Annotated in this window: 22 protein-coding genes; 12 read left to right on the forward strand and 10 right to left on the reverse strand. The window is 35.8% G+C overall.

Annotated features, from left to right (window positions below; translation table 11 throughout):
• The first annotated feature begins 243 nt into the window (after positions 1-243).
• A complete protein-coding gene (locus tag AC07N0_RS22395) occupies positions 244-642 on the forward strand; it encodes a hypothetical protein (protein WP_494591081.1) in 399 nt (132 codons plus the stop codon).
• 184 nt (positions 643-826) lie between these two features.
• On the opposite strand, the gene AC07N0_RS22400 is transcribed toward AC07N0_RS22395, so the two are convergent.
• Positions 827-1,021: a hypothetical protein gene (locus AC07N0_RS22400; protein WP_494591082.1), complete on the reverse strand. Its 195-nt coding sequence runs from the start codon at positions 1,019-1,021 to the stop codon at positions 827-829.
• A 468-nt stretch (positions 1,022-1,489) separates the two neighbouring features.
• The gene (locus AC07N0_RS22405) at positions 1,490-2,800 is read right to left on the reverse strand and encodes an SGBP N-terminal domain-containing protein (RefSeq protein ID WP_494591083.1); all 1,311 of its coding nucleotides are present in this window, start codon (positions 2,798-2,800) and stop codon (positions 1,490-1,492) included.
• Between the two features lie 801 nt (positions 2,801-3,601).
• Between AC07N0_RS22405 and AC07N0_RS22410 the strand changes: the two genes are divergently transcribed.
• Together AC07N0_RS22410 and AC07N0_RS22415 are read left to right on the forward strand one after the other, a co-directional pair.
• Positions 3,602-3,904: a hypothetical protein gene (locus AC07N0_RS22410; RefSeq protein ID WP_494591084.1), complete on the forward strand. Its 303-nt coding sequence runs from the start codon at positions 3,602-3,604 to the stop codon at positions 3,902-3,904.
• Between the two features lie 12 nt (positions 3,905-3,916).
• The gene (locus tag AC07N0_RS22415; RefSeq protein ID WP_494591085.1) at positions 3,917-4,516 is read left to right on the forward strand and encodes a hypothetical protein; all 600 of its coding nucleotides are present in this window, start codon (positions 3,917-3,919) and stop codon (positions 4,514-4,516) included.
• A gap of 280 nt (positions 4,517-4,796) precedes the next feature.
• Here the strand turns inward: AC07N0_RS22415 and AC07N0_RS22420 are convergent, their stop codons facing one another.
• Positions 4,797-5,429, reverse strand: a complete 633-nt coding sequence (locus AC07N0_RS22420) for a nitroreductase family protein (protein ID WP_494591086.1) — start codon at positions 5,427-5,429, stop codon at positions 4,797-4,799.
• Between the two features lie 106 nt (positions 5,430-5,535).
• On the opposite strand from AC07N0_RS22420, the gene AC07N0_RS22425 reads away from it, so the two are divergent.
• A complete protein-coding gene (locus tag AC07N0_RS22425) occupies positions 5,536-5,892 on the forward strand; it encodes a winged helix-turn-helix transcriptional regulator (RefSeq protein ID WP_492799542.1) in 357 nt (118 codons plus the stop codon).
• 56 nt (positions 5,893-5,948) lie between these two features.
• Positions 5,949-6,173, forward strand: a complete 225-nt coding sequence (locus AC07N0_RS22430; RefSeq protein WP_323253955.1) for a DUF2798 domain-containing protein — start codon at positions 5,949-5,951, stop codon at positions 6,171-6,173.
• 212 nt (positions 6,174-6,385) lie between these two features.
• On the opposite strand, the gene AC07N0_RS22435 is transcribed toward AC07N0_RS22430, so the two are convergent.
• The 4 genes from AC07N0_RS22435 to AC07N0_RS22450 form a co-directional block, all read right to left on the reverse strand.
• The gene (locus AC07N0_RS22435; RefSeq protein ID WP_494591087.1) at positions 6,386-9,490 is read right to left on the reverse strand and encodes an SIR2 family protein; all 3,105 of its coding nucleotides are present in this window, start codon (positions 9,488-9,490) and stop codon (positions 6,386-6,388) included.
• A 526-nt stretch (positions 9,491-10,016) separates the two neighbouring features.
• Positions 10,017-11,726, reverse strand: a complete 1,710-nt coding sequence (locus AC07N0_RS22440) for an alpha/beta hydrolase-fold protein (protein ID WP_494591088.1) — start codon at positions 11,724-11,726, stop codon at positions 10,017-10,019.
• 114 nt (positions 11,727-11,840) lie between these two features.
• Positions 11,841-12,989 carry a Na+/H+ antiporter NhaA gene (gene nhaA, locus AC07N0_RS22445; RefSeq protein WP_494591089.1) on the reverse strand — a complete coding sequence of 383 codons (1,149 nt, stop codon included), beginning with the start codon at positions 12,987-12,989 and terminating at the stop codon, positions 11,841-11,843.
• 362 nt (positions 12,990-13,351) lie between these two features.
• Positions 13,352-13,885 (reverse strand): DUF937 domain-containing protein, encoded by a 534-nt coding sequence (locus AC07N0_RS22450; protein ID WP_494591090.1) that lies wholly within the window; start codon positions 13,883-13,885, stop codon positions 13,352-13,354.
• 109 nt (positions 13,886-13,994) lie between these two features.
• On the opposite strand from AC07N0_RS22450, the gene AC07N0_RS22455 reads away from it, so the two are divergent.
• Positions 13,995-14,423, forward strand: a complete 429-nt coding sequence (locus AC07N0_RS22455; RefSeq protein WP_494591091.1) for a nuclease A inhibitor family protein — start codon at positions 13,995-13,997, stop codon at positions 14,421-14,423.
• Positions 14,424-14,593: 170 nt separating this feature from the next.
• Here the strand turns inward: AC07N0_RS22455 and rplT are convergent, their stop codons facing one another.
• Both rplT and rpmI read right to left on the reverse strand, forming a co-directional pair.
• Entirely contained in the window at positions 14,594-14,938 is a 345-nt protein-coding gene (gene rplT / locus AC07N0_RS22460) for a 50S ribosomal protein L20 (RefSeq protein ID WP_184136617.1), read from the reverse strand.
• A 119-nt stretch (positions 14,939-15,057) separates the two neighbouring features.
• Positions 15,058-15,252 carry a 50S ribosomal protein L35 gene (rpmI, locus tag AC07N0_RS22465; protein WP_323253921.1) on the reverse strand — a complete coding sequence of 65 codons (195 nt, stop codon included), beginning with the start codon at positions 15,250-15,252 and terminating at the stop codon, positions 15,058-15,060.
• Positions 15,253-15,427: 175 nt separating this feature from the next.
• On the opposite strand from rpmI, the gene AC07N0_RS22470 reads away from it, so the two are divergent.
• Positions 15,428-16,600 (forward strand): tetratricopeptide repeat protein, encoded by a 1,173-nt coding sequence (locus tag AC07N0_RS22470; RefSeq protein WP_494591092.1) that lies wholly within the window; start codon positions 15,428-15,430, stop codon positions 16,598-16,600.
• 168 nt (positions 16,601-16,768) lie between these two features.
• Positions 16,769-18,715, forward strand: a complete 1,947-nt coding sequence (gene thrS, locus AC07N0_RS22475; protein ID WP_494591093.1) for a threonine--tRNA ligase — start codon at positions 16,769-16,771, stop codon at positions 18,713-18,715.
• Positions 18,716-18,725: 10 nt separating this feature from the next.
• Here the strand turns inward: thrS and AC07N0_RS22480 are convergent, their stop codons facing one another.
• The gene (locus tag AC07N0_RS22480; protein ID WP_309922702.1) at positions 18,726-18,869 is read right to left on the reverse strand and encodes a hypothetical protein; all 144 of its coding nucleotides are present in this window, start codon (positions 18,867-18,869) and stop codon (positions 18,726-18,728) included.
• A 24-nt stretch (positions 18,870-18,893) separates the two neighbouring features.
• Here AC07N0_RS22480 and infC point away from each other — a divergent pair, with 24 nt between their 5' ends.
• The 4 genes from infC (at position 18,894) to AC07N0_RS22500 (ending at position 22,532) form a co-directional block, all read left to right on the forward strand.
• Positions 18,894-19,454 (forward strand): translation initiation factor IF-3, encoded by a 561-nt coding sequence (infC, locus tag AC07N0_RS22485; RefSeq protein ID WP_309922705.1) that lies wholly within the window; start codon positions 18,894-18,896, stop codon positions 19,452-19,454.
• 146 nt (positions 19,455-19,600) lie between these two features.
• Entirely contained in the window at positions 19,601-19,972 is a 372-nt protein-coding gene (locus tag AC07N0_RS22490) for a hypothetical protein (protein WP_492799550.1), read from the forward strand.
• Positions 19,973-20,147: 175 nt separating this feature from the next.
• Complete coding sequence (locus AC07N0_RS22495; protein ID WP_494591095.1) at positions 20,148-21,401, forward strand: TolC family protein; 1,254 nt, start codon at positions 20,148-20,150, stop codon at positions 21,399-21,401.
• A gap of 36 nt (positions 21,402-21,437) precedes the next feature.
• Positions 21,438-22,532: an efflux RND transporter periplasmic adaptor subunit gene (locus AC07N0_RS22500; protein WP_494591096.1), complete on the forward strand. Its 1,095-nt coding sequence runs from the start codon at positions 21,438-21,440 to the stop codon at positions 22,530-22,532.

Genomic DNA, 22,532 nt, shown 5'->3' on the forward strand with positions numbered 1-22,532 from the left:
TCTTGAAAAAGTGAAAATAATTATCATTGTATGATTGAGTTATCAAATTCCTTTTATAAGTTTACATCGTCAAACAAATGACACGAATAAAGTTCTAAGAATTGAGTTGAAAATTAAAATTAGTATCTTTTATTGAGTGACGTCCAGATAGAAAATACTTTTGAATATTGAAAACAAAATCTTAGATAAATACAAATTATCCTTTTAATAAATTTATCGTTAATAACAATAAAATATAAAGTCATGAACAAGAACACAATTAAAGCATTTATCGTAGCAGTTACTATGGTTTGCTTATCAAACGTAAATACATTCGCTTCAAATCTTGATGAATCTGCTAGCCTTGTAAGAAGCAAAATATCTCAAGTAAATAACTCTTTAAACTTCAACGTTTGGGTTGATAACGTAGCTAGCAAAAAAGTAATAGTAGTAGTTACTGATGCTGACAAAAACGAAATTCACCGTGAATATGTTGATACTAAAGGTGGTAAATTCGCAAAAACTTTCGATTTCTCTAGCTTAGCTGACGGTAAATATACTATCGAAGTAATTAGCCAAAATGTGAACGTGATTGAATCAAAATCTTTTGAGATCAAAACAAATCTTATCACAAACCGTGACGTAGTTGTAGCTAGTCGTTAATCTTAAAACATTAATGACTATGGTAATACAACTAAACCTCTGTACAATGAATTTAGGGAAGTATGTCTAGCGATATCTTCCCTATTTTTATGCCTATTCGTCTGAACAACTATTGTTAGACGATTAAACCTACCTTAGTAAACCTAAAAATCAAGCTGACATAGACTCCTATCTCGAATGATTATTAATGTTTATTTTTTTTACTGATAAAATTTAATAAAAAAAATATCCCTAATAATATCAAACTACTAATCCCAATTGTCCAATCTGTTTCTGATGGAATTTTATGACCGCTAGCATGTGCCATTAATCCAAAAAGTAAATCCAAGATTAATAATAAGATAGTTATTATTTTGGCTACAGAGATAAGTATTTTCATGCGTTTTAATTTGTTTGTTTGTCCCTCGAAACTGTTGCTCACATCAAAGCATTCGTCAAGCAGTGGCTTTACATTGTTCAAACGCTAATACTAATCTTTTAATATGGCAAAATAACACTTGGAATAAGTCGCAAGTAAGAACCTACATATAAAAGACTAATAATAATGATAACAACATAGTATAATTTTTGCTGGGTTTTATTGGCAAAATATATTAAAATAAGCACCTGCAATAAATATAAAGGGAAAAAATAACAATAAGAATCCTTATACATATTACTAGCATAGCCTCCCATCAAAAAGATTAGAAAGAAGTTTAAATACCGAATTACAATAAAACATACAATGTTTAGTAATATAATGATTAGTTTTTTATTCATGATTGATATACAGTTACAACAATATGATGCTGTATAGAGATAAATGCCGTACGATACAAAGGACGAATGCAATTCGTCCCTACTTGTTTTATTCGTAACTAATAGACATATCCTGAGCAAGGGCGAGTCCTTGATTTACTACAATTCTAGTAATTCTACCTTGTGAATCCAATGTTGGGGTAATATCTGCTTGGTGGGTAGTCGAAGAGAAATCGTATTTTAAAAACCAACCAACGGGCAATATTTCTCCTAAGTACAATATTGTAGTATTAGGATTAGATTCTTGTATTAATAAAAACTGTGTTTGTTTAGTGATTTCCCAAAGTGGATTTTTTATCTTGGTCCAAGAAGAAATTATATTCACTAAAGACCCATCGTATGTCTCTTTTGCAGCATTATTTTGAACATTCCATTTTATATTTACAAAGGCATCTGAACCAAAATTTGCTTCAGGAGTAAACTTTTGGGTTAATAAACCATTATCGTTGTAAGCCCATTTGGTTTTCCAAGCGGTTATTGTCATTTTGTCTTCACTATAAGAATACGTTTCTGATACCACTGTTCCATCACTATAACTGATTTCAATTGCTGTAATCAAACCATCCTTATTACGTTTAAAGGTTCGCTCTGTAGTGAGTGTGCCATTGTTTTCTACCATTTTTATGAGAACACCCTTATCCCATGTAAGTTTTATCGTCGATTTAACACTTGCTCTTAAAGCATTAGGTATATATGTAATAGAGGTGGGTAAAGTACTGGTTGATACTGGAGTTTCCTTCGTAATCTTGGCCGTATAAACCTGTGTTGTGCCATCTTCGGCAGTAACGGTAAAACTAACGGGCTTGGAAAAATCTAAGATTGTCCCAGAGGTAGGAACGATGCTGGCTCGTTCCGAAAAAGTAGTGGTGACCTTCAGCTTTGTTATGTCTGCAGTGGCTGGAACGGTTGCAGTGATTATTTTGGTGATAGGGTCAATACTAGCGGTTATTACTGGCGACAAATCATTGAAGGAAAAACTTAGGATATCTTTCCCTGTGAATTTAGTGCGACTTATCAGTACTTTGTAAGTAGTCGTTGAACCGTCTTCGGCAGTAACCGTGTAAGCCACTTCCTTAGAAAAGTCTTGAGTTTTTCCTGAATTTGGGGTCACCCTCGCTCCCTCCGATACGATAATTGAAGGAGTCAATTTTGTAATATCTACGGTAGCAGGAACCACAGCAGTGATTTTTTTATTGGCTTCATCAATCGTGGCATTGACGGCAGGTGTTAAGCCCGAAAAGCTAAATTTTGTAATGATTTTGTTGGGACTTAATGATACTGTAATTTCTTCATTACAGGCGATTAGCAGTATCAAAACAGGCAAGTAGAAAAATAGGATTTTTGTATAGGTAGATTTCATGATTGTGTAAAGTTATTCTTGTTTTAATAGAGATAAGTAACACCATGTTTGGCGTGGAATAATACGATAAAACATTGTTGGATTTTGACGAGTTGGAAACTCGTTCTACTTATAGCCGATGAGCCTGATTGTGGATTCATTATAGAGGGTGTATTAAGGTGTAACTGTGGTACTAAATTACACATTTTTTAGCTATTATGAAAGTTTTTGGGTAAGTCTTTTTGAGAATTATGATTAAAAGTATCTCTCAATTCAATAACGTATAATATAATCGTTAGACACTTCAACAATATTTTATAGGTAGTAATTTTAGTGTTTTTTTATTAATAAAAAGCTCAGATTGGAGAACTATTTTGTTGGATAAATTTGTTTATATTTCGTCTTTTGAGGTTACGGAAATGTTGTTTAAAAGGTACTTTATTTACTCAATTTGCCCTCTTCGTGCTTTGGTAAATTTTACCAAAGCAATACCAAAGCGCTTACTAAAGCAGTGCCAAAGCAATGCTAGTATAATAAAACAATAGAAAACTATTAAAACAGTAAAAACAATAACAACAACAATAATAAAGAAGTTGTTGCTGTTAAAAATATTTTACTTAGATGATTTTTTAAAAAATATATGCTGAAATAAACGCTAGGGGCTGGCCCAAAAATTTGGTGGTAATATTTTGTTTTTCAAAAAAAAATCGCTACTTTTATGAAAGTTTTACGCACCTAGTGCCCCTCTTGTTTTTTCTAAAAATCAATATTTAAAAAATCTGGACAGACAGTTAAATAAATCCAACTACACACCTTCAAACAATGAAAAATTATATCGCTACTATCATTTTCCTGTTTTCATCCTTGCTCACTTTATCAAGTGTTGCTGTTGCTCAAAAGCAGTCGGAAGGCGGATTGTATAACAATACGGTTTATACATTTCCATCTAAAATTGCGGGTAAATCCTATCAACTTAATATTTCGTTGCTAAGGGATTTTGATAAAAATACTGTAGCAAAATATCCAAATACGTTGTATGGGCTGGATGATCAGTACGACAAAGATTTAATGCAACGTTTTTATGTATCTGCAAAGACTTGCTTTAAATTCCCTATCAAAACTTAACGCGAAGAATATATGTCAGGAATTGACCTTAAAAGAATTGAAGAAAACTATGCTAGTATGTCTGATGAAAAAATTGAGCAGATTGCCTCAAAAGATGCATACGGATTAAGACCAGAAGTCTACGAAATCATAGAGAAGGAAATAAAGAAAAGAAATCTTAACCCTGATTTATTAATTGCTGCCAAAGCTCAGAATCAGCAGTTTTCAATAGAAGAGATAGAAAAGTATTCAAATATTTTAAGAAGCTTACCTTGCCCAATTTGTGGCTCTACCACAGAAAAGCTCAATGGGACACTTGCTCATAAAGTAAAAAGCATGATTATTTTAACTTATACTACTGCGGAACCAGTTATTGCTTGTCCTAGTTGTTTAGACAAAACAAATAATAATGCCATTTTTTCATCGCTATTATTAGGTTGGTGGGGCATCCCTGCGGGAGTTTTCAAAACACCTATCGCTATCTATAAAAACTTGAAAGCTCAAAAATATAATGATATGGTAGCATCTAATCCTGCCATGTTAGCATTTACAGCATCGCATATTGGGGAAATAGAAGCCTTTAAAAACGACCCACAAAAACTAGCACATATTATTCGGGACATAAAAATATAATTTCCTCCTCCGTTAATCTGCATCTAAGAAACTGGGGTTTTGATTCTAATGATTTAGATTAGGTCTATAAGTTTAAGATTGGTCAACTTTTTAAAAGTTGACTAATCTAACTCAACTCCCAACAAAACAAGTAGGGACGAATTGCATTCGTCCCCGTACAAAACAAAACTGCCTCCTCATTTTATCAAACAAGGAGGCAATTCTATGGCATTTCAGATTGGTCAACTTTTAAAAAGTTGACCAATCTAACTTAAAGGTTTACTAATCTAATAGTAATCTATTACTTAATCTCAGTAATAAAAGCTTCTTTTGGCGTTCTTACTTTTTTCATATTTGTTAGCCAGTCGTTCGCTTCATCGCGATAACCTAATGGCAAAATCACAGTACTTTTAAGGCCTAGTGCTTCTAATCCTAATAATTTATCTAGTTCGGCAGGGATAAAACCTTCCATTGGTGTAGCATCTACTTGCTGTTCTGCGGCCGCCGCAATCGCCAAACCAAAGGCAATATAAGCTTGTTTTGCTGCGTGTGTAGCGTGCCATTCCTGACCTAGTGGCTCATACATTCCCCACAACATTTTTTTGTAATCATCCATTTGCGTAGCAGGCAATCCTCTTTCGGCGATGGTTCTGGCAAAAACCTTGTCGATTTTCTCTAATGAATAACCGTCCCAAGCAGCAAAAACCAATAGGTGCGAAGCATCCGTTATTTGGGTTTGGTTGAACCCTATTTGTTTTATTTTCTCTAAAAGCTCTTTGTTGGTAATTACGAATACCTCATAAGGCTGTAGTCCTGAGGATGAAGGAGCCAACCTTGTAGCTTCAAGGATATAATCTATTTTCTCTTGAGGAACGACATTGCCGTTCATTTTCTTAGTTGCATAACGCCACTCTAAAGCTTTTAATAATTCCATTTTTTGTCTTTTTAAAAATTCAATGTTATAACACTTAATTATGAACACAAACAATAGTAACTTTGTTACCAAAAGTAACAGTGACAAAAAAGTAACCAACTGACAAATGATGGAAATAGCAGAGAGACCCACCATCAAAGAATGCACCAAGACAATCATGGCAATTCATGACGTAATGGATATTCTGAGTGGCAAATGGAAAGTCTCAATCATAGCATGCCTTTGCTTTGAAAAGAAGCGATATACCGATTTATTAAGGGAAATAAATGGTATTTCAGGCAAAATGCTTAGCCGAGAGCTAAAGGAACTAGAAGTAAATCAATTAATTACCCGCACAGTGATAGACTCCCAGCCTATCAGCGTAGTCTATGAAATCACAGAATATGGCGCTACCTTAAAACAGGTAACTAGCGTTATTGCTAATTGGGGACTTGAACATAGAAAAAGAATTATCGGGAATTAGTTCCTAACATTATATTCGGGCGTAGAGCCTTATTTATTATCCAAACGATTCAACCCATGAAACAAAAACATTTTAAGTATATTAATACCCTTTTTGTAGTAATTCCTATGACTTTGATTATGGCATTCGTTGGCCTGATGCGTAACTATGGCTTTGGCGAAGACTGGTTTATGAAGTTTTTGAAGGCTTGGAGCGTCATGCTTCCTGTGGCTTATGTGGCGGCGTTTATTATTATTCCTAATGCCCGTAAATTGGCTGAGAAGGTGGCATCAAAGCCGTAGATTGGGGAGGTATACTACTGTGAAAGACAATTAACGCTTTGTTAGCACAGAGGTATTTAAAAAAAATACCTCTGTGCTAACTATAATTATTTACAAGTATATCTCTGGAATATTTTCTTTTTTCAAGTGAAAGGAATTAGCTCAAGATCAATCTTTTTATTATTTAATATCTTGTTTGTAACTACCAAATTTAGCACTACTAGTATATTTATTTAACGATATGGTCCTATATTGATAGCAATCGGACCACGGTAAGTGAATCCAACTTCAAAGCTTACTTTCTCATCTTTTTTTAAAAGATGCCATTTTTCCCAGTTTTCTTCTGGATTAAAATATATACTATTTGAGTTATCTTCTCTATTGATAAATCCAAAGCTAGTTTCTACTCGACGAATCGTACCTTTATAACGCTTCGGAATACCATTTGATAGCACAATACCTTGTACACAGTTCTTTAATTTATAATTTATTTTATTATTTTCATATAGCTCAGAAAATCGTTCCATTGATTCGGGAATGTCATTAAGTAAATATAAGTTTCTAGCAAACCAGAATCGTGCAGTATATCGATTATCTCCTTGTGTAAATGACCGCTTTAAATACTGCTTAATATCTAAATAATTTTCTGTTCCACTTTCTATGAGAAGCAACCCGATTTTGAAGTTTAAGTCCTTATCCCCTGGAACTAATTTTACTGTTTTTTCTAAAGTTTCTCTCGCTTTTTCGATATCTCCCTCTTTTTTAAATATATCAGATAGACGTATACTAATAAACGGGCTACCTGGATTTAACTGATATGCTTTTTTTAATATGCTTTGTGCTGCTGGAACATCATTAAATAGCTGGTTTAGCGTTGCTTCAAGTGCTAATAGAGTCTCATCAAGTGGAAACTTTTGTTTCGAAATACTTAAGTTTTTTTCAAATTCTTTAACAAGTAACTCTATCACACTATTTTCTATGGTAAGTTCACGTCGTATCTTAAATAAAATTATCTTTAAAAGTGTATGGTAAGCATATGGGGAATCTGTAACTTTTTTTGTTAGTTTATTGCAAATTTCAATTCCTTCATTTAAATATTTATTTTGCTCAACAATATAGTCAGTCTTCTCAGCCTTTTTTAAACTTAGTTCTGCTTTACTATGCAGAAGAACAGGGTCATTTATTGATAATTCTAATGCTTTATTTAATAATTTTTCTGCGGTGAACAAACTACCTCCAGCAATTTGCATCTCATAAATCGCTCGTTGTTGCTTAATTTTAGGATTATCAGAATTACGTGACTCGGCTAATTTATATATATTGCGCACTAGCAAAGGATCGCTAAATATATTTATTAATTTTCGTGCATTCACCATCGCTAGGCATGCTATTTTATCACTTTCAAAATCAGTATTTAAATATCCTAGTATTTTAGCATATTGATCATATCTATCCTGATCAGTTGTAAGAACGGTTTGAAAAACCATGTCTGCAATTTGTTTATGACGAGACAGATAAATATAGTCGTTAATATTGTAGTCACGTTTATCAAAGACAATAAATTCCAGTGGTTTAAATAATCTTTCTTTAAATTCTTCAAAATTAATTCCGTGAACCCTCGCTACTAGGCTCGCTCTAGCAGAAGCACCAAGACGATGTAGTATACAAATAGTGAGGTATATCTCTTTTGCAGACTCACTATTGATTTTCTGATACTCATCAAATATTATTTCTTCAAATGGTTTACCTTGGGTGGCTTCATATAATGCTACAAGCAATTCTCGATTAGCTTGTTGAGAGAGAGAATTTCTCTGTTCTTCTCTATTTAATTTTTCAAGAAGACCAAGCGAGTTATGTCGTCCTAATTGGTCTAGAAGCGACTCAATCTCACGATTATCGAGATACCTGAGTTGGTATTGATGTGTTAAGTAACTTTCTAAGATTTGGCAATCAGTATTCCAAACATTCGTCCGCTCAGTACAAATAATAGTTATTTCGACTGAATCTTTTTTACATTTTTCTAGGACAATTCTTATATCGTCTTCTCTTCCTGATACTCCATCAATATGAATAAATATTCTTTCTTTAACATAATTATATAATTCTAGAATTGCTTCAATATTAAGCTTTGAGCCTGGTTTAAGAAAAAAACAAAGTTTTTCGAACATATTAGACGCATCCCATGCAAGTCGTTTAATAAATACGCTTTTACCAGATCCAGCATGCCCTTGAATTAAAAATAGATTTTGAGGGAATTTTGTATGGAATGCATCGTCAATAAAAACTTCTGATAATATTGGATCCGTAAGGTTTCTTCTCACATCAAGATTCCGTGAAATTGGATCCCAATTAGCAAAATAACCACGATAAAATGCTTCGGGTCTAGTACTTTCAGTAGAAAAGTTAGAGTGAATATAATCGTTTTCTTCATAGAGAAATCTCAAAAATTCTTGGGTTGGATTTACTTTAGAGCTATCAACTGCAAACTTCTCAAAAAGCGGATGATCTGCTTTAGCACGAATACTTGACAAAAGTCTGTTTTGAGGAGTAATTAACTGATTTAGCTCTTCGAGAAATTCTTGAAAATTAGTTTTAATGACGCTTATTTTTCTTTGTTCCCATAGATTTATCTCTTCATTTCTAATAAACGGTGAGATTAAATACGATCTGGGCTTTTTTTCCAGATACTGGTCTAATTCATTTATAATCGTACGAATATTGTAATCAGCCATTCCATAACCGACAAAAAGAAATGTATAATCTAATGCTAACTCTTTTAACCTATCAAATAGACGTTCACGATGCTTCCTATGAGTAATATATTGATCTATTGTAAAAATTAGTGGGATATTTTCATCATCTATGTAATTAATACAACCATGTAATTTGTAATAAGGTAAGCTATTTGGCTTAGTAAAGATATCTTGTTGTCTACTGTCTTTTACAACGACTGAAAGCTCCTGAATACGGTGATTTTTATTATATACACTTTCAATTATTTTGTCATAATTTGTAGTCAAAATTGCTTTCCAAGCAAAAGTTGGTATAAGATTGTGAAATTCAGCGGGAGTATATTGCGAGAAAATAGTTGCTATAAATTTTTGAAATTCTGTAAGCCCAACATTAGAAATCGCAATTTCAGAGACATACGTTAGAGGTGTTCCGACATACTCGGGAGCCAAATATTCATTTGCAATTAAGTTAGCTAGCTCTTGTCCGAGTGGAATTTTGTCTGTAATCGATCCAAGTGCACCGAAACTTGCTCCAGAACCTAAGAATAAGACACAATTCCCTTGTTGAATTTGTTTTAAAAGATGAGACGGTATATTGATTTTCATAGTATTTTTTATATTATTTTTAGATGTAATTTAAAAAAATTCCTTAATTTTTAATAATTAAATTATAATTTTTATTCTTCCTCAATTGTCGTTTAATTACCTATATAAGTTTAATTCACAGAATTTATATGAATTTATTTCATTTTAATATATTGCATATAAATACTAACATTGTACTAAATCAATTAAAATTTGTTAGTTCCTTACTTAGATTCAACAGAAGAATACAAGAAAATTTTATATGATTTAATTTGGTAATCGACGTAAGTCGATGTAGAGCATGATGAGACAATAAAATAATGTTATTATAATGGTTTTCAAAAGTGCATTATCTTCTAACTAGAAATAAGAAAGAGTATAAATAATTCAATTGGATTGATTATTTATAACTAAACCCGTGGTCTGTAGCACACAGAACACAACTAGCGATGTATGGTGGACGTATGCAATACGTCCCTACTAGATAAACAAATATCATTTTCACTTAGCTGGTGACTTAAATCACCAGCTAAGTGAAAATTCCCCATCAATACTTCCAACTAGTCAAATCCGCCCCTTTGGGTGCTGATTGCTCGATACGCTTTAATATTTTGGGAATATACATGGTATTATACCGTAACCTCGAAATATAGTTGGGCTGATTAGGGTCACCATTCCAGCAATGTTCGGCACGGTCGCCATAGGTTACCTCACCGTCATAAGTAGGATTTTTTACTCCTTTCAGATAGTCTTCCATCAGATAGACGGCATTGTTTAGATAATAGTTATCCATGTCCCCACAGTAAATATGGATTTTGCCTTGCAACTTAGGGCCAAGTGTTCCCCAATCTCTTTTTAAAATATGGAGCAAATCGAAATGCTCTTTCCAGTATTCTGCTACCTTTTTATCAATGACGCCAGTTGTCTTATCAAAAATCCTTTGTGGATAGCCATCACTCCCAACAGGCGAATAAACAGCTTCCCAAATATCCCATTGCCCACCCGAACGCGTTTTATCGCCGATGGCTAATTCATGGTAATTCATATCCTCGACACTGCATTTCACTTTTCCCAAATAGTCACGTTTACCCGGAATAGCTGTTCTTTTCCAAGTACTCTCATAATAATAAGCATTAGGATACTTATACAAATCTATCGAAGAGTATGCCTCAAAAGAGATGGGGTCTGGACAAGCCGCAAAACATCCGTTGTATTCGTCAGGATAAAATATTTGTGCCGCCAAGGCTTCCCAACCACCCGTAGAGCCACCATACATAAACCTAGCCCAACCTTGCCCAATACCCCGAAACTGCTTTTCAATATAAGGTATCAGCTCATACGTTATGGCATCGCCATAAGGCCCAAGGTTGGCAGAATTTACGGCATACGAATCATCATAAAATTGATTGGCATGCTGAATTTCAATGATTAACATTCTTGGAAAATCCTTGCTTGTCCATTGCTTATAAAAATTATATTCCTCCTCTTTTACAATTTTGTTGTATCCATAAATATTAAATCGGGCTGAATAATCATCCGTTTTCATATCGGCAGGTGGAGGTGTTTCGCTAAAACCACCGAAATCAGCAGTGAAATGTCCGTGAAGAATGGCTACAGGATAATGTGCTTGGGGATGGGTATCAAAGCCATCGGGAATTAAAATGTTGGCTCCTAGATAAATATCTCTTCCCCAGAATTTACTGAGCAGTTCGCTTTTCATTTTAATATGCTTGATATACTTGGTGTCTTGTGGCGCAGGAATGGGCGGAATTTCTTTGTCTATTTTTAGTTTTATTACCTGATTACTGGCTTTTTTCAAGGTAATTTTTACAGGAGTACTATAGATATTCCCTGGGGCTTCATTAAACTGCTGCCCTTCACCCCTTTCCATCGGTAGCTTTACAGTATGACCGTCGGCTCTGTGAAAAGTTTCGTATTTGTGTAGCAAAACCTGTGCATAATATACGCCATCTGGAATTTGTTTGATGCTTCTGATAGGATAACCGAAAGCTTTACTATCTATCAATTGTGCTTGGTTGGGCTTCCAGTTATCTACGTTTATTCCAAACATTAACTGACTGTCGGCTTCATCGCTAATTTGTTTGCGGGGTTCTTTTTTATCGTTGTTCGCAATAAACAACATCAGCCTGCCATCCAAGGGGGTTTTACTAAGGCTTTCGCCATAAGTAACCGAAAACTGTTGAGCTTGGCTTATAAAAGAACAAATGAGTAGTAGGCATAAAAATGGCTTATTCATAGTAAAGTCGTTGAAGATGAAAGGATTACTATAAAACTATCTAAATATTTTCATAACAAAAAGCAGACTCCCTAAAAAAGAAAATATTATCAATCCTTGGTCTGTAGCACAACCTTAGTTTTTCTTTATCTTAGTATTCAAAGCACTATAAATGGCAATAAAACCAATAAAGGCTGCCATAAGAGAAGCCATAAGAATCGTAATTTTTGAACCGTTTTGAAGGTGAACATCATTAAAGGCGAGTAAAGTAACAAAAATAGACATCGTAAATCCGATTCCTCCTAGAAAACCAACACTCATGATAAGTCTCCAATTCAAGTCATTTGGTAACTTACAAATACCCAACATGGCTGTTAAGAAACTCACTAAAAAGATGCCTATGGGCTTGCCTAAGACTAGCCCTAAAGAAATTCCCAGACTATAGTTTTGCGTAATAATTTCTGTCAAGTTAGTATCTACCATGATAGCCGTATTAGCTAAAGCAAATAAAGGGAGAATGATAAATGCTACTGGTTTATGGAGGAAATGCTGTAAGGTATAAGATGGTGATGTTTTACTGCCATTTTCAAAGGGTATGGCAAATGCTAAAAGCACGCCTGTGATGGTGGCATGAACACCTGAGTGTAACATAAAATACCACATCACGATACCACCAATTAGGTAGGGAAATAAACTTTTAACCTGCAAACGGTTCAGTATAAACAAGCCCCCTAAAATACCCATTGCAATCAATAAATTTAACCAAACAATAGTGCTTGTATAGAAAATAGCAATTACGATAATTGCGCCTAAATCATCAATGACAGCTAATGCGGTAAGAAATACTTTTAAAGAATTAGGCACTTTGTTGCCCAACAAAGATAGAACACCCAAGGCAAAAGCAATATCTGTAGCCATTGGAATCCCTGCTCCAGATTGAGTAGCCGTACCAAAATTAAATAGTAGGAATATTCCAGCAGGCACTATCATTCCTCCTAGTGCTCCAAAAATAGGCAATAGGGCATCTTTTATATTTGATAATTCCCCAATATAAATTTCTCTTTTTAATTCTAAACCTATTAGGAAAAAGAAAATGGTCATTAAGCCATCGTTAATCCAAAATTCAACACTTTGTCCAGCTAACATTGAATGCCAGAAATGTGAATACGTATTTCCAAAAGCTGTATTGGCTAACGTTATTGAAATAATAGTACAAGCAATAAGTGTTAAACCTCCCGACTTTTCACTTTCAGAGAAGTCTTTAAATATTTTTGTTATTTTCATGTATAAGGATTTTTAGGCAACAGCAACGTGTTAACCTAGGGGGCAGACGTATGCCATACGTCCCTACTAGTTGTTTGGTAAACAAATGTCACTCCTGGCATGACTTCCGATTTATTGGTGACTATCTAAAGACTAACCAAGTCATGCCATGAGTAATATTTAAACTGTATCCTCAATATTGTTTTCTATTAGCTGGAGACTTAAGTCATACTGATTAACCTCATCTTTTAAAAAGTTGAAATGTAAATGTTATTATTGATTAAATTGATTGAAATGGGCTTAAATAGCCTTTCAAACCGAGCGTTGAAACCCTCATCTCTAGCGAGGGACTTAAGTCACCTGCTAATAGAAAGGGCATAGCCCTATTTCCCAAAAAGCCCACCAAGCATTCCACCAATTCCGCCACCTCCAGCATCACTACCCGATTGCCCGCTCATGAATTTTCCAGCAATATTCTTTACATCATTCATATCCAAATTGCCGTCGGCCAAAGCACCTGTGATATCATTCATGTTAAACGAAGTATCATTAGGGTCGTTTGTTTTAGTAATCAGACTATTCATTACCTTTGGCAATACCTGCGAAACAATGCCAGCAGCCGCAGTTTTGTCTAAGCCAAATTTTTGCATCAAGCTACCAATGGCTTGTTGTGCGATATTTGCCACGATAGGGTTAGCCATCAAGCTACCTGCATTCAAGCCCGTTTGTCCGCCTAATAGGCTAGTTAAAGCACCCATGCCTCCCTGCCCACTTAGGGCTTGGTTTTTCAAGCCATTCGTCACCGAGGTCATGATAGTTTGCATGGCATCTTGGTTTTTTTCGTTAGGTATAGCAGGATTTTTAACGATAGCTTCCTGGGAATGATCTTTGATAAGACCCATCAATTGTTCTAACATAGGGAATTGTTTTTATCAGTTTTAATAATTTTGAGTGCAATTATAGACAGATTTTTCTAATTTCAACCATTATTATGGAAGATTTCTAAATACTAAAAGAAACAAAGCAATGCTTGAAACAACCTCAGATAATAACACAGTGAATACGCTGAAAGAACAGATACTGCCTTTAATTGATGATTTACGCTACCCTAGTGAGTCGGACGAGGCAGTTGAGTATTTCGAGATGGAGTACACTACTTCCGAAAGTATTGGTATCCAAGACTTTAAGCTATTTAATGGCATTGTACCCGACAAATCTATTGATAGCATAACGGTTGAGGATTTCTTTGCACCATTGACTAAAGTGGAAGACTGGTTTGGTGAAGAAGAAAAGAAATATGTAGACGATGCCTTAAAACTACAAGCCCTATTGACCAAGCACCTAAAAGACATACAGGTATTAAAAGTAGGCGAAGTAAAAATTGGCGTATATTTATTCGGAATTTATGAAGAAAATAAATGGGCGGGTGTAAAGACAATTATTATAGAAACGTAAACTATTAGGCTTTAGGCAATAGGCTGTAGGCTTATTTTTCACAATAAAACATATCGGTGTTTTGCTCATTGCTTATAGCCTAGAGCCTAGAGCTTATAGCGAATAAAATTAATTTTGCTCCCTTACTTAGGCATAAAAAAAGAGCGATTCAGTGAATCGCTCTAATCTTTCTATTTTACTTTCGCTACTACCGCCTTGAACGCCTCTGGGTGGTTCATTGCTAAGTCAGCTAATACTTTTCTGTTTAACTCGATACCTTGTTTGTTTAATTTACCCATCAAAGCTGAGTAAGATAAACCTTCTTGACGTGCAGCAGCATTGATACGCTGAATCCATAAAGCACGGAAATCTCTTTTCTTAACCTTACGGTCACGGTAAGCATATTGAAGACCTTTTTCAATTTTGTTCTTCGCTACCGTCCAAACGTTTTTACCTCTTCCGTAAAAACCTTTAGCTAATTTGAGCACCTTTTTACGTCTTGCTCTAGACGCTACGTGATTGACGCTACGTGGCATAATCTTGGTTGTTTTTTGAAAAATGGCGGTTAATGATTAACACTTATTGAGCCAATTTTCTGGTTGAACAATAACTAAATTTTAATGTGTTTCAATGGATAATCCTAAAGAAACGAGTATTACATTACTAACATCAACGTTACTCTGTCCATATCAGCTGAACTTACTAATGTATCGTGAACTAAGTTACGCTTACGTTTAGTAGATTTTTTTGTAAGAATGTGGCTATGAAAAGCGTGTTTACGCTTGATTTTGCCTGATCCTGTAACCTTAAAGCGTTTTTTCGCTCCAGATTTGGTTTTAATTTTTGGCATTTTATTAAACGTTTTAAATGAAAAATATAAATTTTGTAAAATAGGTTGCAAAGATACGAAAAAATATGATAGACAATACCTCGAATTCAAATAAAATGCTTTGTCTGCCTATTTTATTTGAAAGATTTTTGGTTTCAAGGTATCATTTCAGCCCCTAAGTTTGTAATTTTGAGTAATGAAAAAAAATCGGAACATATCTCTCTATCTTCTATTAATAGGGTGTTTGGTAAGTGCCTGTATTTCTGAATCTAAAAAAGGAATCAATATTCCTGCGGTGCCAGAGGTAACAGAAAAGGCACGTAGAGACGCAGCCATCGCTTTTTTGACGGATGCCATTGATGCATCGCCCAATAGTTCAGAAAACTATTATAAACGTTCGCTATTATATTTAGAAAACGAGAAAATAACGGAGGCCCTTGAGGACGTCAATACCGCTATTAGTATCAAACCCAACGTCGGTACTTATTTTCAAGCAAAGGCTTTGATTCTGAGAGCTTCAAACCAACCCCGACTAGCCCTTGAGGCGGCCTCTAAGGCGGAAGTACTCAATGCCGAGTCGCCAGAGTTGTACACCCTCTTGGGGGATTTGTACCAGCAACTCAATATGTATGACAAAGCCAAGGCGTACCTGAGAAAGGCACTTCAAATTTCACCCAACAATGGTGAAACCTATTTTGTGCAAGGTGAAATATCAGCCAAAATGGCGGATACTGCCACCGCCTTGGGTTATTATCAGCAAACGTTGAGCCTAAAACCTAGCTTTTTGCCTGTCTATTTAAAGCTCGCCCAAATTCATACCAACCTCCGCGAGTATGATGTAGCCTTGCTATATGCCAACAGAGGACTGAGTTTTCATCCTAAAAACAGCAATTTGTATCTGCAAAAAGGCAATACCTACCAAAAATCATGGAAACTAGATAGTGCTATTTTGTGTTTTAATAGAGCCATCCAATTGGATAGTTCGTTGGTAGAAGCCAGTTTCAATACGGGGCTGATATATTTCAAGTCGCGGGCGTATCGCTTGGCACTGCCTTTTTTTGAACGTACCTTCAAGCACAATCCGCAATATCCAGAAGCCAAATTCTTTGTGGCACAGTGCTTGGAATATACGGGCAACTTTGAATTGGCTGAGACTTATTACAGCGAACTATTGGCGGCTAATAGTCAGGATTACAGGGCATTGAATGGTGTATACCGTACTCAAAACAAACAAAAATATGGGGCTTATTCAGCGGGTATAGATGCAAAATTCGATACTACGTCGTATCAAAACTTTGAAGCTCCTGCCCGAAAAGTAGATACTACAAGTATTCGCCCTTTGAAACCCAAGGGAATTCTGAACAACTAAGCAAACATTACCTTGTATTTTGAATAAAAACAGATACTTTTGCCCCAATATTTTTTAAGATATTACTCAACACAAACAAAACAAGCTTTTTGAGATTCCGTTTTGATAAGAAATGTTATTTGTAGAACATTTTCTTCCAAAACAAGGCTCAAAACAAACAAAATCCTCATGATTAAAATTAAATTACCCGACGGTAATGTCAGAGAGTATGCTCAGGGAACAACTGGGATGGACATTGCCCTCAGCATTTCAGAAGGCCTAGCCAGAAATGTATTAGCGGCTAAAGTAAATGGGAAAGTAGTAGATGCTTCTCTGCCAATCAATGATGACTGCAACTTCCAGTTGCTAACATGGAATGATACCGACGGTAAAGCTACTTTCTGGCACTCTTCAGCCCACTTATTAGCGGAGGCAATCGAGGCATTGCACCCAGGAACAAAATTTGGTATCGGACCAGCCATAGAAACGGGCTTTTACTACGATATCGATATGGGTGAAAAAACCCTTAGTGCAGACGAGTTTAAGAAGATTGAGGAGAAAATGTTGGAACTGGCTCGCCAGAAAAACCAATACCAACGTTCGGAGGTTTCGAAGGCTGATGCTATCGAATATTTTACCGAAAAAGGCGACGAATATAAACTTGAACTATTAGAAGGTTTAGAAGACGGTTCTATTACGTTCTATCAACAAGGAAACTTTACAGATTTGTGCCGTGGGCCACATATACCCAACACTGGTTTTATCAAAGCGGTAAAGCTAATGTCTGTGGCAGGGGCTTACTGGCGTGGAGATACTTCTCGCAAGCAAATGACTCGTGTGTATGCCGTTACTTTCCCGAAACAAAAGGAGTTAGACGAATACCTAACTTTGTTGGAGGAAGCTAAACGTCGTGACCACCGTAAATTAGGAAAAGAATTAGAATTGTTTGCTTTCTCTGAGAAAGTAGGCATGGGCTTGCCTTTATGGTTACCGAAAGGCACCATGTTGCGTGAACGCCTTGAGAATTTCTTGCGTAGAGCGCAGGTGCGTGCAGGATATTCTCCTGTGATTACACCACACATTGGCTCAAAGCAATTATACGTAACGTCTGGTCACTATGCGAAATATGGTGCAGATTCGTTCCAACCAATCCATACGCCAGATGAGGATGAGGAGTTCTTGTTGAAACCGATGAACTGCCCGCACCACTGCGAAATTTATAAGACTAAGCCTCGTAGTTACAGAGACTTACCTTTGCGTTTGGCAGAATTCGGAACGGTATATCGCTACGAACAGTCGGGTGAATTGCACGGATTGACACGTGTACGTGGCTTTACGCAGGATGATGCCCATATTTTCTGTCGCCCAGACCAAGTAGAGGACGAATTTATGAAAGTAATTGATTTGGTATTGTATGTGTTCAAGGCCTTAGGCTTTGATAATTACTCTGCTCAAATCTCCCTACGTGACCCTGAGAATAAAGAGAAATACATTGGTAAAGACGAAGATTGGGACAAAGCCGAAGCAGCCATCATCAAGTCGGCGGCAGCGAAAGGTTTACCAACCGTTGTGGAACTAGGCGAAGCGGCATTTTATGGTCCTAAGCTAGATTTCATGGTGAGAGATGCCTTGGGACGTAAATGGCAGTTAGGAACTATTCAGGTAGATTATCAATTGCCACAGCGTTTTGAATTAGAATATACAGGTTCAGATAACCAAAAACACCGCCCTGTGATGATTCACCGTGCGCCATTTGGGTCGTTAGAGCGTTTTGTGGCTATCCTGATTGAAAACACCGCAGGTAATTTCCCACTTTGGTTATCGCCAGAACAATTGGCAGTATTGCCGATTTCAGAGAAATACGAAGACTATGCCAACGAGATTTTCTTGCGTTTACAAGAAAGTGATTTGCGTGGATACATCGACCATAGAGACGAAAAAATTGGTCGCAAAATTCGTGATGCAGAAGTAAACAAACTGCCATTCATGCTGATTGTGGGTGAAAAAGAATCCGAACAAGGGATGGTTTCAGTCCGCAAAAAAGGCGAAGGCGATTTAGGAATGATGCCAATCGACCAGTTTATTAGCATAATGCAGACAGAAATAAATAAAAATGTTGTACGATTTAAAGAATAATAACTAAAAATTAAACTTGCATATTTTTATTTTTTGAATTAGCTTTCGGAAGATTCGCAATTAAAGCGTTAATTTGTAACCTTTTATGCGGATTTTCCGTTAAATTAGCACTAGCAGTTAATTTTTGAGTTCTCAAACCTGCTTTTGATATCATTTTAAAACAAATAATTTAGATAATATGGCGTTACGCCCGAATAACAATTTTAGAAATAATCGTAGAGAAGAAGAGCCTTATAGAATAAACGGCCTCATCAAAGGAGTACAAAATGTACGTTTAGTTGGTGAAAACGTTGAACAAGGCATTATGGACATCAAGCAGGCCATGGCCATCGCTGTTCAACAAGGGCTTGATTTGGTAGAAATCTCTCCAAAAGCCGATCCTCCAGTTTGTCGTGTTACCGATTACGCCAAGTTCAAATACGAACAAAAGAAAAAACAAAAAGAAATTAAAGCAAACGCTGCCAAGACGGTATTAAAAGAGATTCGTTTCTCGCCTAATACGGATGACCACGATTTTAATTTCAAATTGAAGCATGCTATTAATTTCTTGAAAGAAGGTGCAAAAGTGAAAGCCTATGTTCACTTCGTGGGACGTTCTATCGTATTTAAAGAAAGAGGCGAAATCTTGTTACTAAACTTTGCAAAAGGTTTGGAAGAAGTAGGTAAAGCAGACGAACTTCCACGTTTGGAAGGAAAAAGAATGTCAATTATGTTTTCTCCGAAAGAAAAGAAAAAATAATATTGACGTTGGAACAATTGAGTGATTTAGTGAATGGTGATTTAGTGATTAATAGTTTTTATTAGTAACAAATTAATCATTTTAATGATTTCACTTAATTTTGGTCTCGTATTTGCTCTATTTAATCGTAGCATTGCTTATATCTTGTGAAACTCAGATTAATCAAATATTTAATTCCCTTTATTTTCCTAACATTAGGAATAAAGGGAATTTTGTGTGCTGAGGGGTACAAACAAATTGACAATTCAAAAGTCACCAAATTTAAACTTCCTACCAGAAGTACGCATTCAGATTCACCAGATGCCGTTGATGATTTCGTTGTTACTAGCCATATCAATTCAGAAGAATCTGATGATAGCGATGATGATGATTTTTTCACCCTTTGGTTCTCGAAAACAAGTAAAGATGCACACCATGTTTACATCAATCACAGCAGTGTAAGTTATGTATTCAGTCATCAATTAGTACTTAATTACCTTCCAAAAATATATCTAAAAATCAGGGTATTGCGCCTGTGATTTCCTTCCTTTATTTCTCGTTTTAAAAAATCGTAAAAACTCGGTACTTTAAATAGCTGATTAAAGCTATAAAAAATGCTGATTATTATACCTTTGTGTCAAGAAATACCACGTTTCTTGTTCATCATCATATTGCTTAATTATTTCTTTAATTCTCATAATAAACTTCAATAACATGAAACGTTTATGTTTAATCCTGCTGTGCTTGGTGTATTACAACTCCTTTTCACAGGATTCCTTAAGACTCACCCTAGCAGATGTAGAAGCCACTTTTCTAAAAAACAATGCCCTGCTATTAGCCCAAAAGTTTAATATTGAGGCCTCTAAAGCCCAAATTATTCAAGCCAAACTGTGGGATAATCCAACATTTTCCGGGGAACAACAACTCTATAATCAAGAAACGAAAGTGCCTGTTCCGCTAGGAAATATGGGACAAAGGGCTTTTCAGATTCAACAACTGTTTTTACTAGCAGGCAAACGTAATAAACAAATTGAGTTGGCAAAAATTAATGCTGAAGCAAGCGAATACAATTATTACGATTTGCTCAGAACGTTGGCTGTTGACCTCCGCACAAATTTTTATGATATCTTCTTTATCACAAAATCTGTTGCGATGTATGACGAAGAAATGCTGACCTTCCAGAAATTAGTAGGTGCTTATGACGAACAATATGCTAAAGGTAATATTCCGCTAAAGGAGGTAATCAGGCTAAAAGCATTTTTATTAACCCTGAAAAAAGAACAAAACGAGTTGCGTCAGCAGCTTATCGAGAAACAGGCTATCTTAAGAACGTTGCTCAATACAAGAGACGTAGCCTTTATATCACCTATCATCAACGAGAAAACGCTTGACAGCTTGGGTATCAATAATTTAAAGCTAGACCAACTGACAGCCACGGCTTTTGAGAATCGCTATGATTTAAAAATGCAGGATGCTTCGATGAGATATGAACAAGAAAACCTGCTTTTACAAAAGGCCTTGGCTACGCCCGACCTTCGATTGGGGTATTCTTATGACCGCAACGGTAGCTATATTCCGAATTATCACGCTCTGACTTTACAGATAGATTTACCTGTGTTTAATAAAAACCAAGGGAACATCAAAAGCTCGGAATCGAGAATAGAGGCGGCTAGAAAGACCTTTGAACAAGGACAAACTAGCCTACAAAACGATGTGTTACGCGCTTACTTGAAAGTGCAAGAGAACAACCGTTTGGAACAAAGCATTGACAGCAAATTTATCAGCAGTTTCGATACGTTGATTGAAGGAGTAGTATCGAGCTATCAGAAAAGAAATATTTCATTGATTGAATTTGTGGATTTTGTAGAATCTTACAAAAATTCAGTTGTAGAGCTTAACTCTTTAAAAAGTGACAGGATGCGCTCAGTAGAAGAACTCAATTTTGTTGTCGGGAAAAAAGTACTTTAGAAACCACTATTTTTTGCTAAAAAATTCAAGAAGAAAATGAAAACTAATAACATTATTGCAGGCTTAATGATAGTTGCCACGTGCATGGCTTGCCAATCAAAGAAAGAAGAAGCAAACAAGGAAAGCTCGGAGGAATTTGAGCTATCAGACAAAGTCCGTAAGGAATTAGTGCTGGCTCCTGCGGTGCTTGAAAATATCTCAAGTGAATTACAATTGACGGGTAAACTAGCGCCCTTTGAAGAAAAACAAGTAAAGGTGTCGCCTTTGGTAGATGGCGTCATCGAAAAAATATCGGTTACCCTCGGTGATTACGTGAAGAAAGGACAAACAATGGCGATTATCCATAGTTCGGAAGTAGCCGATGTAGAAAACCAGATTGTAGGCGCTAAGTCTGATTTGTTGACGGCACAGAAGAACCTACAGGTACAACAAGACTTGTATAAGTCGGGTTTGGCGTCTGAAAAAGACATCACCATTGCTCAAAATGAACTGTTGAAAGCAGAAGGAACACTAAGAAGAGCCAACGAGATTTCGGGTATTTATGGCGTAAAGAACTCATTCTATACCGTAAAAGCCCCTATAGATGGCTATATCGTGGATGTAAACAGAAACATTTCTGAAAAAATGGCTTATCGCGAAGGCGACATTGGTCCGTTCTTTTCAGTAGCCGACCTTTCGACAGTACAGGTAATTGCAAACGTGTATGAGTCGGATATTGCGAAAATCAAAGACGGATATAAGGCGTCAATCAGACTAGTAGCGTATCCTGAAAGAGTATTTGAAGGAAAAGTAGATAAAATCAATAACGTACTAGACCCACAAACTAGGACGATGCAAGTGCGCATCAATCTGGCGAACCCACAGAAATTGTTGAAGCCAGAAATGTTTGCGAAAGTAACCATTAGTTATGCCGATAATCAGAAAATAGTATCGATTCCGTCTGAGTCAATCATTTTTGACAAAGACAGAAATTTTGTAATTGTTTATAAAAACTCAAAAGAGGTAGAAGCGCGTAGGATACAAGTAGCCAAAGTATTAGGCAACAAGACTTTTGTATTCAACGGATTGAAAGAAGGAGAAAGAGTAATTATAAAAAATCAATTAATGATCTATAACGCCTTAAATAACTAA

Source organism: Arcicella sp. GW821-FHT09D11, from assembly GCF_059416265.1.

Excerpts from the sequence above, each read along its gene's own strand:
- nhaA (WP_494591089.1), bottom strand. The coding sequence starts at position 12,989 with ATGAAAATAACAAAAATATTTAAAGACTTCTCTGAAAGTGAAAAGTCG.
- AC07N0_RS22410 (WP_494591084.1), top strand. The coding sequence starts at position 3,602 with ATGAAAAATTATATCGCTACTATCATTTTCCTGTTTTCATCCTTGCTC.
- AC07N0_RS22430 (WP_323253955.1), top strand. The coding sequence starts at position 5,949 with ATGAAACAAAAACATTTTAAGTATATTAATACCCTTTTTGTAGTAATT.
- AC07N0_RS22435 (WP_494591087.1), bottom strand. The coding sequence starts at position 9,490 with ATGAAAATCAATATACCGTCTCATCTTTTAAAACAAATTCAACAAGGG.
- rplT (WP_184136617.1), bottom strand. The coding sequence starts at position 14,938 with ATGCCACGTAGCGTCAATCACGTAGCGTCTAGAGCAAGACGTAAAAAG.
- AC07N0_RS22405 (WP_494591083.1), bottom strand. The coding sequence starts at position 2,800 with ATGAAATCTACCTATACAAAAATCCTATTTTTCTACTTGCCTGTTTTG.
- AC07N0_RS22425 (WP_492799542.1), top strand. The coding sequence starts at position 5,536 with ATGATGGAAATAGCAGAGAGACCCACCATCAAAGAATGCACCAAGACA.
- thrS (WP_494591093.1), top strand. The coding sequence starts at position 16,769 with ATGATTAAAATTAAATTACCCGACGGTAATGTCAGAGAGTATGCTCAG.
- AC07N0_RS22420 (WP_494591086.1), bottom strand. The coding sequence starts at position 5,429 with ATGGAATTATTAAAAGCTTTAGAGTGGCGTTATGCAACTAAGAAAATG.
- infC (WP_309922705.1), top strand. The coding sequence starts at position 18,894 with ATGGCGTTACGCCCGAATAACAATTTTAGAAATAATCGTAGAGAAGAA.
- AC07N0_RS22470 (WP_494591092.1), top strand. The coding sequence starts at position 15,428 with ATGAAAAAAAATCGGAACATATCTCTCTATCTTCTATTAATAGGGTGT.
- AC07N0_RS22455 (WP_494591091.1), top strand. The coding sequence starts at position 13,995 with ATGCTTGAAACAACCTCAGATAATAACACAGTGAATACGCTGAAAGAA.
- AC07N0_RS22440 (WP_494591088.1), bottom strand. The coding sequence starts at position 11,726 with ATGAATAAGCCATTTTTATGCCTACTACTCATTTGTTCTTTTATAAGC.
- AC07N0_RS22395 (WP_494591081.1), top strand. The coding sequence starts at position 244 with ATGAACAAGAACACAATTAAAGCATTTATCGTAGCAGTTACTATGGTT.
- AC07N0_RS22450 (WP_494591090.1), bottom strand. The coding sequence starts at position 13,885 with ATGTTAGAACAATTGATGGGTCTTATCAAAGATCATTCCCAGGAAGCT.
- AC07N0_RS22480 (WP_309922702.1), bottom strand. The coding sequence starts at position 18,869 with ATGATATCAAAAGCAGGTTTGAGAACTCAAAAATTAACTGCTAGTGCT.
- rpmI (WP_323253921.1), bottom strand. The coding sequence starts at position 15,252 with ATGCCAAAAATTAAAACCAAATCTGGAGCGAAAAAACGCTTTAAGGTT.
- AC07N0_RS22495 (WP_494591095.1), top strand. The coding sequence starts at position 20,148 with ATGAAACGTTTATGTTTAATCCTGCTGTGCTTGGTGTATTACAACTCC.
- AC07N0_RS22400 (WP_494591082.1), bottom strand. The coding sequence starts at position 1,021 with ATGAAAATACTTATCTCTGTAGCCAAAATAATAACTATCTTATTATTA.
- AC07N0_RS22415 (WP_494591085.1), top strand. The coding sequence starts at position 3,917 with ATGTCAGGAATTGACCTTAAAAGAATTGAAGAAAACTATGCTAGTATG.
- AC07N0_RS22500 (WP_494591096.1), top strand. The coding sequence starts at position 21,438 with ATGAAAACTAATAACATTATTGCAGGCTTAATGATAGTTGCCACGTGC.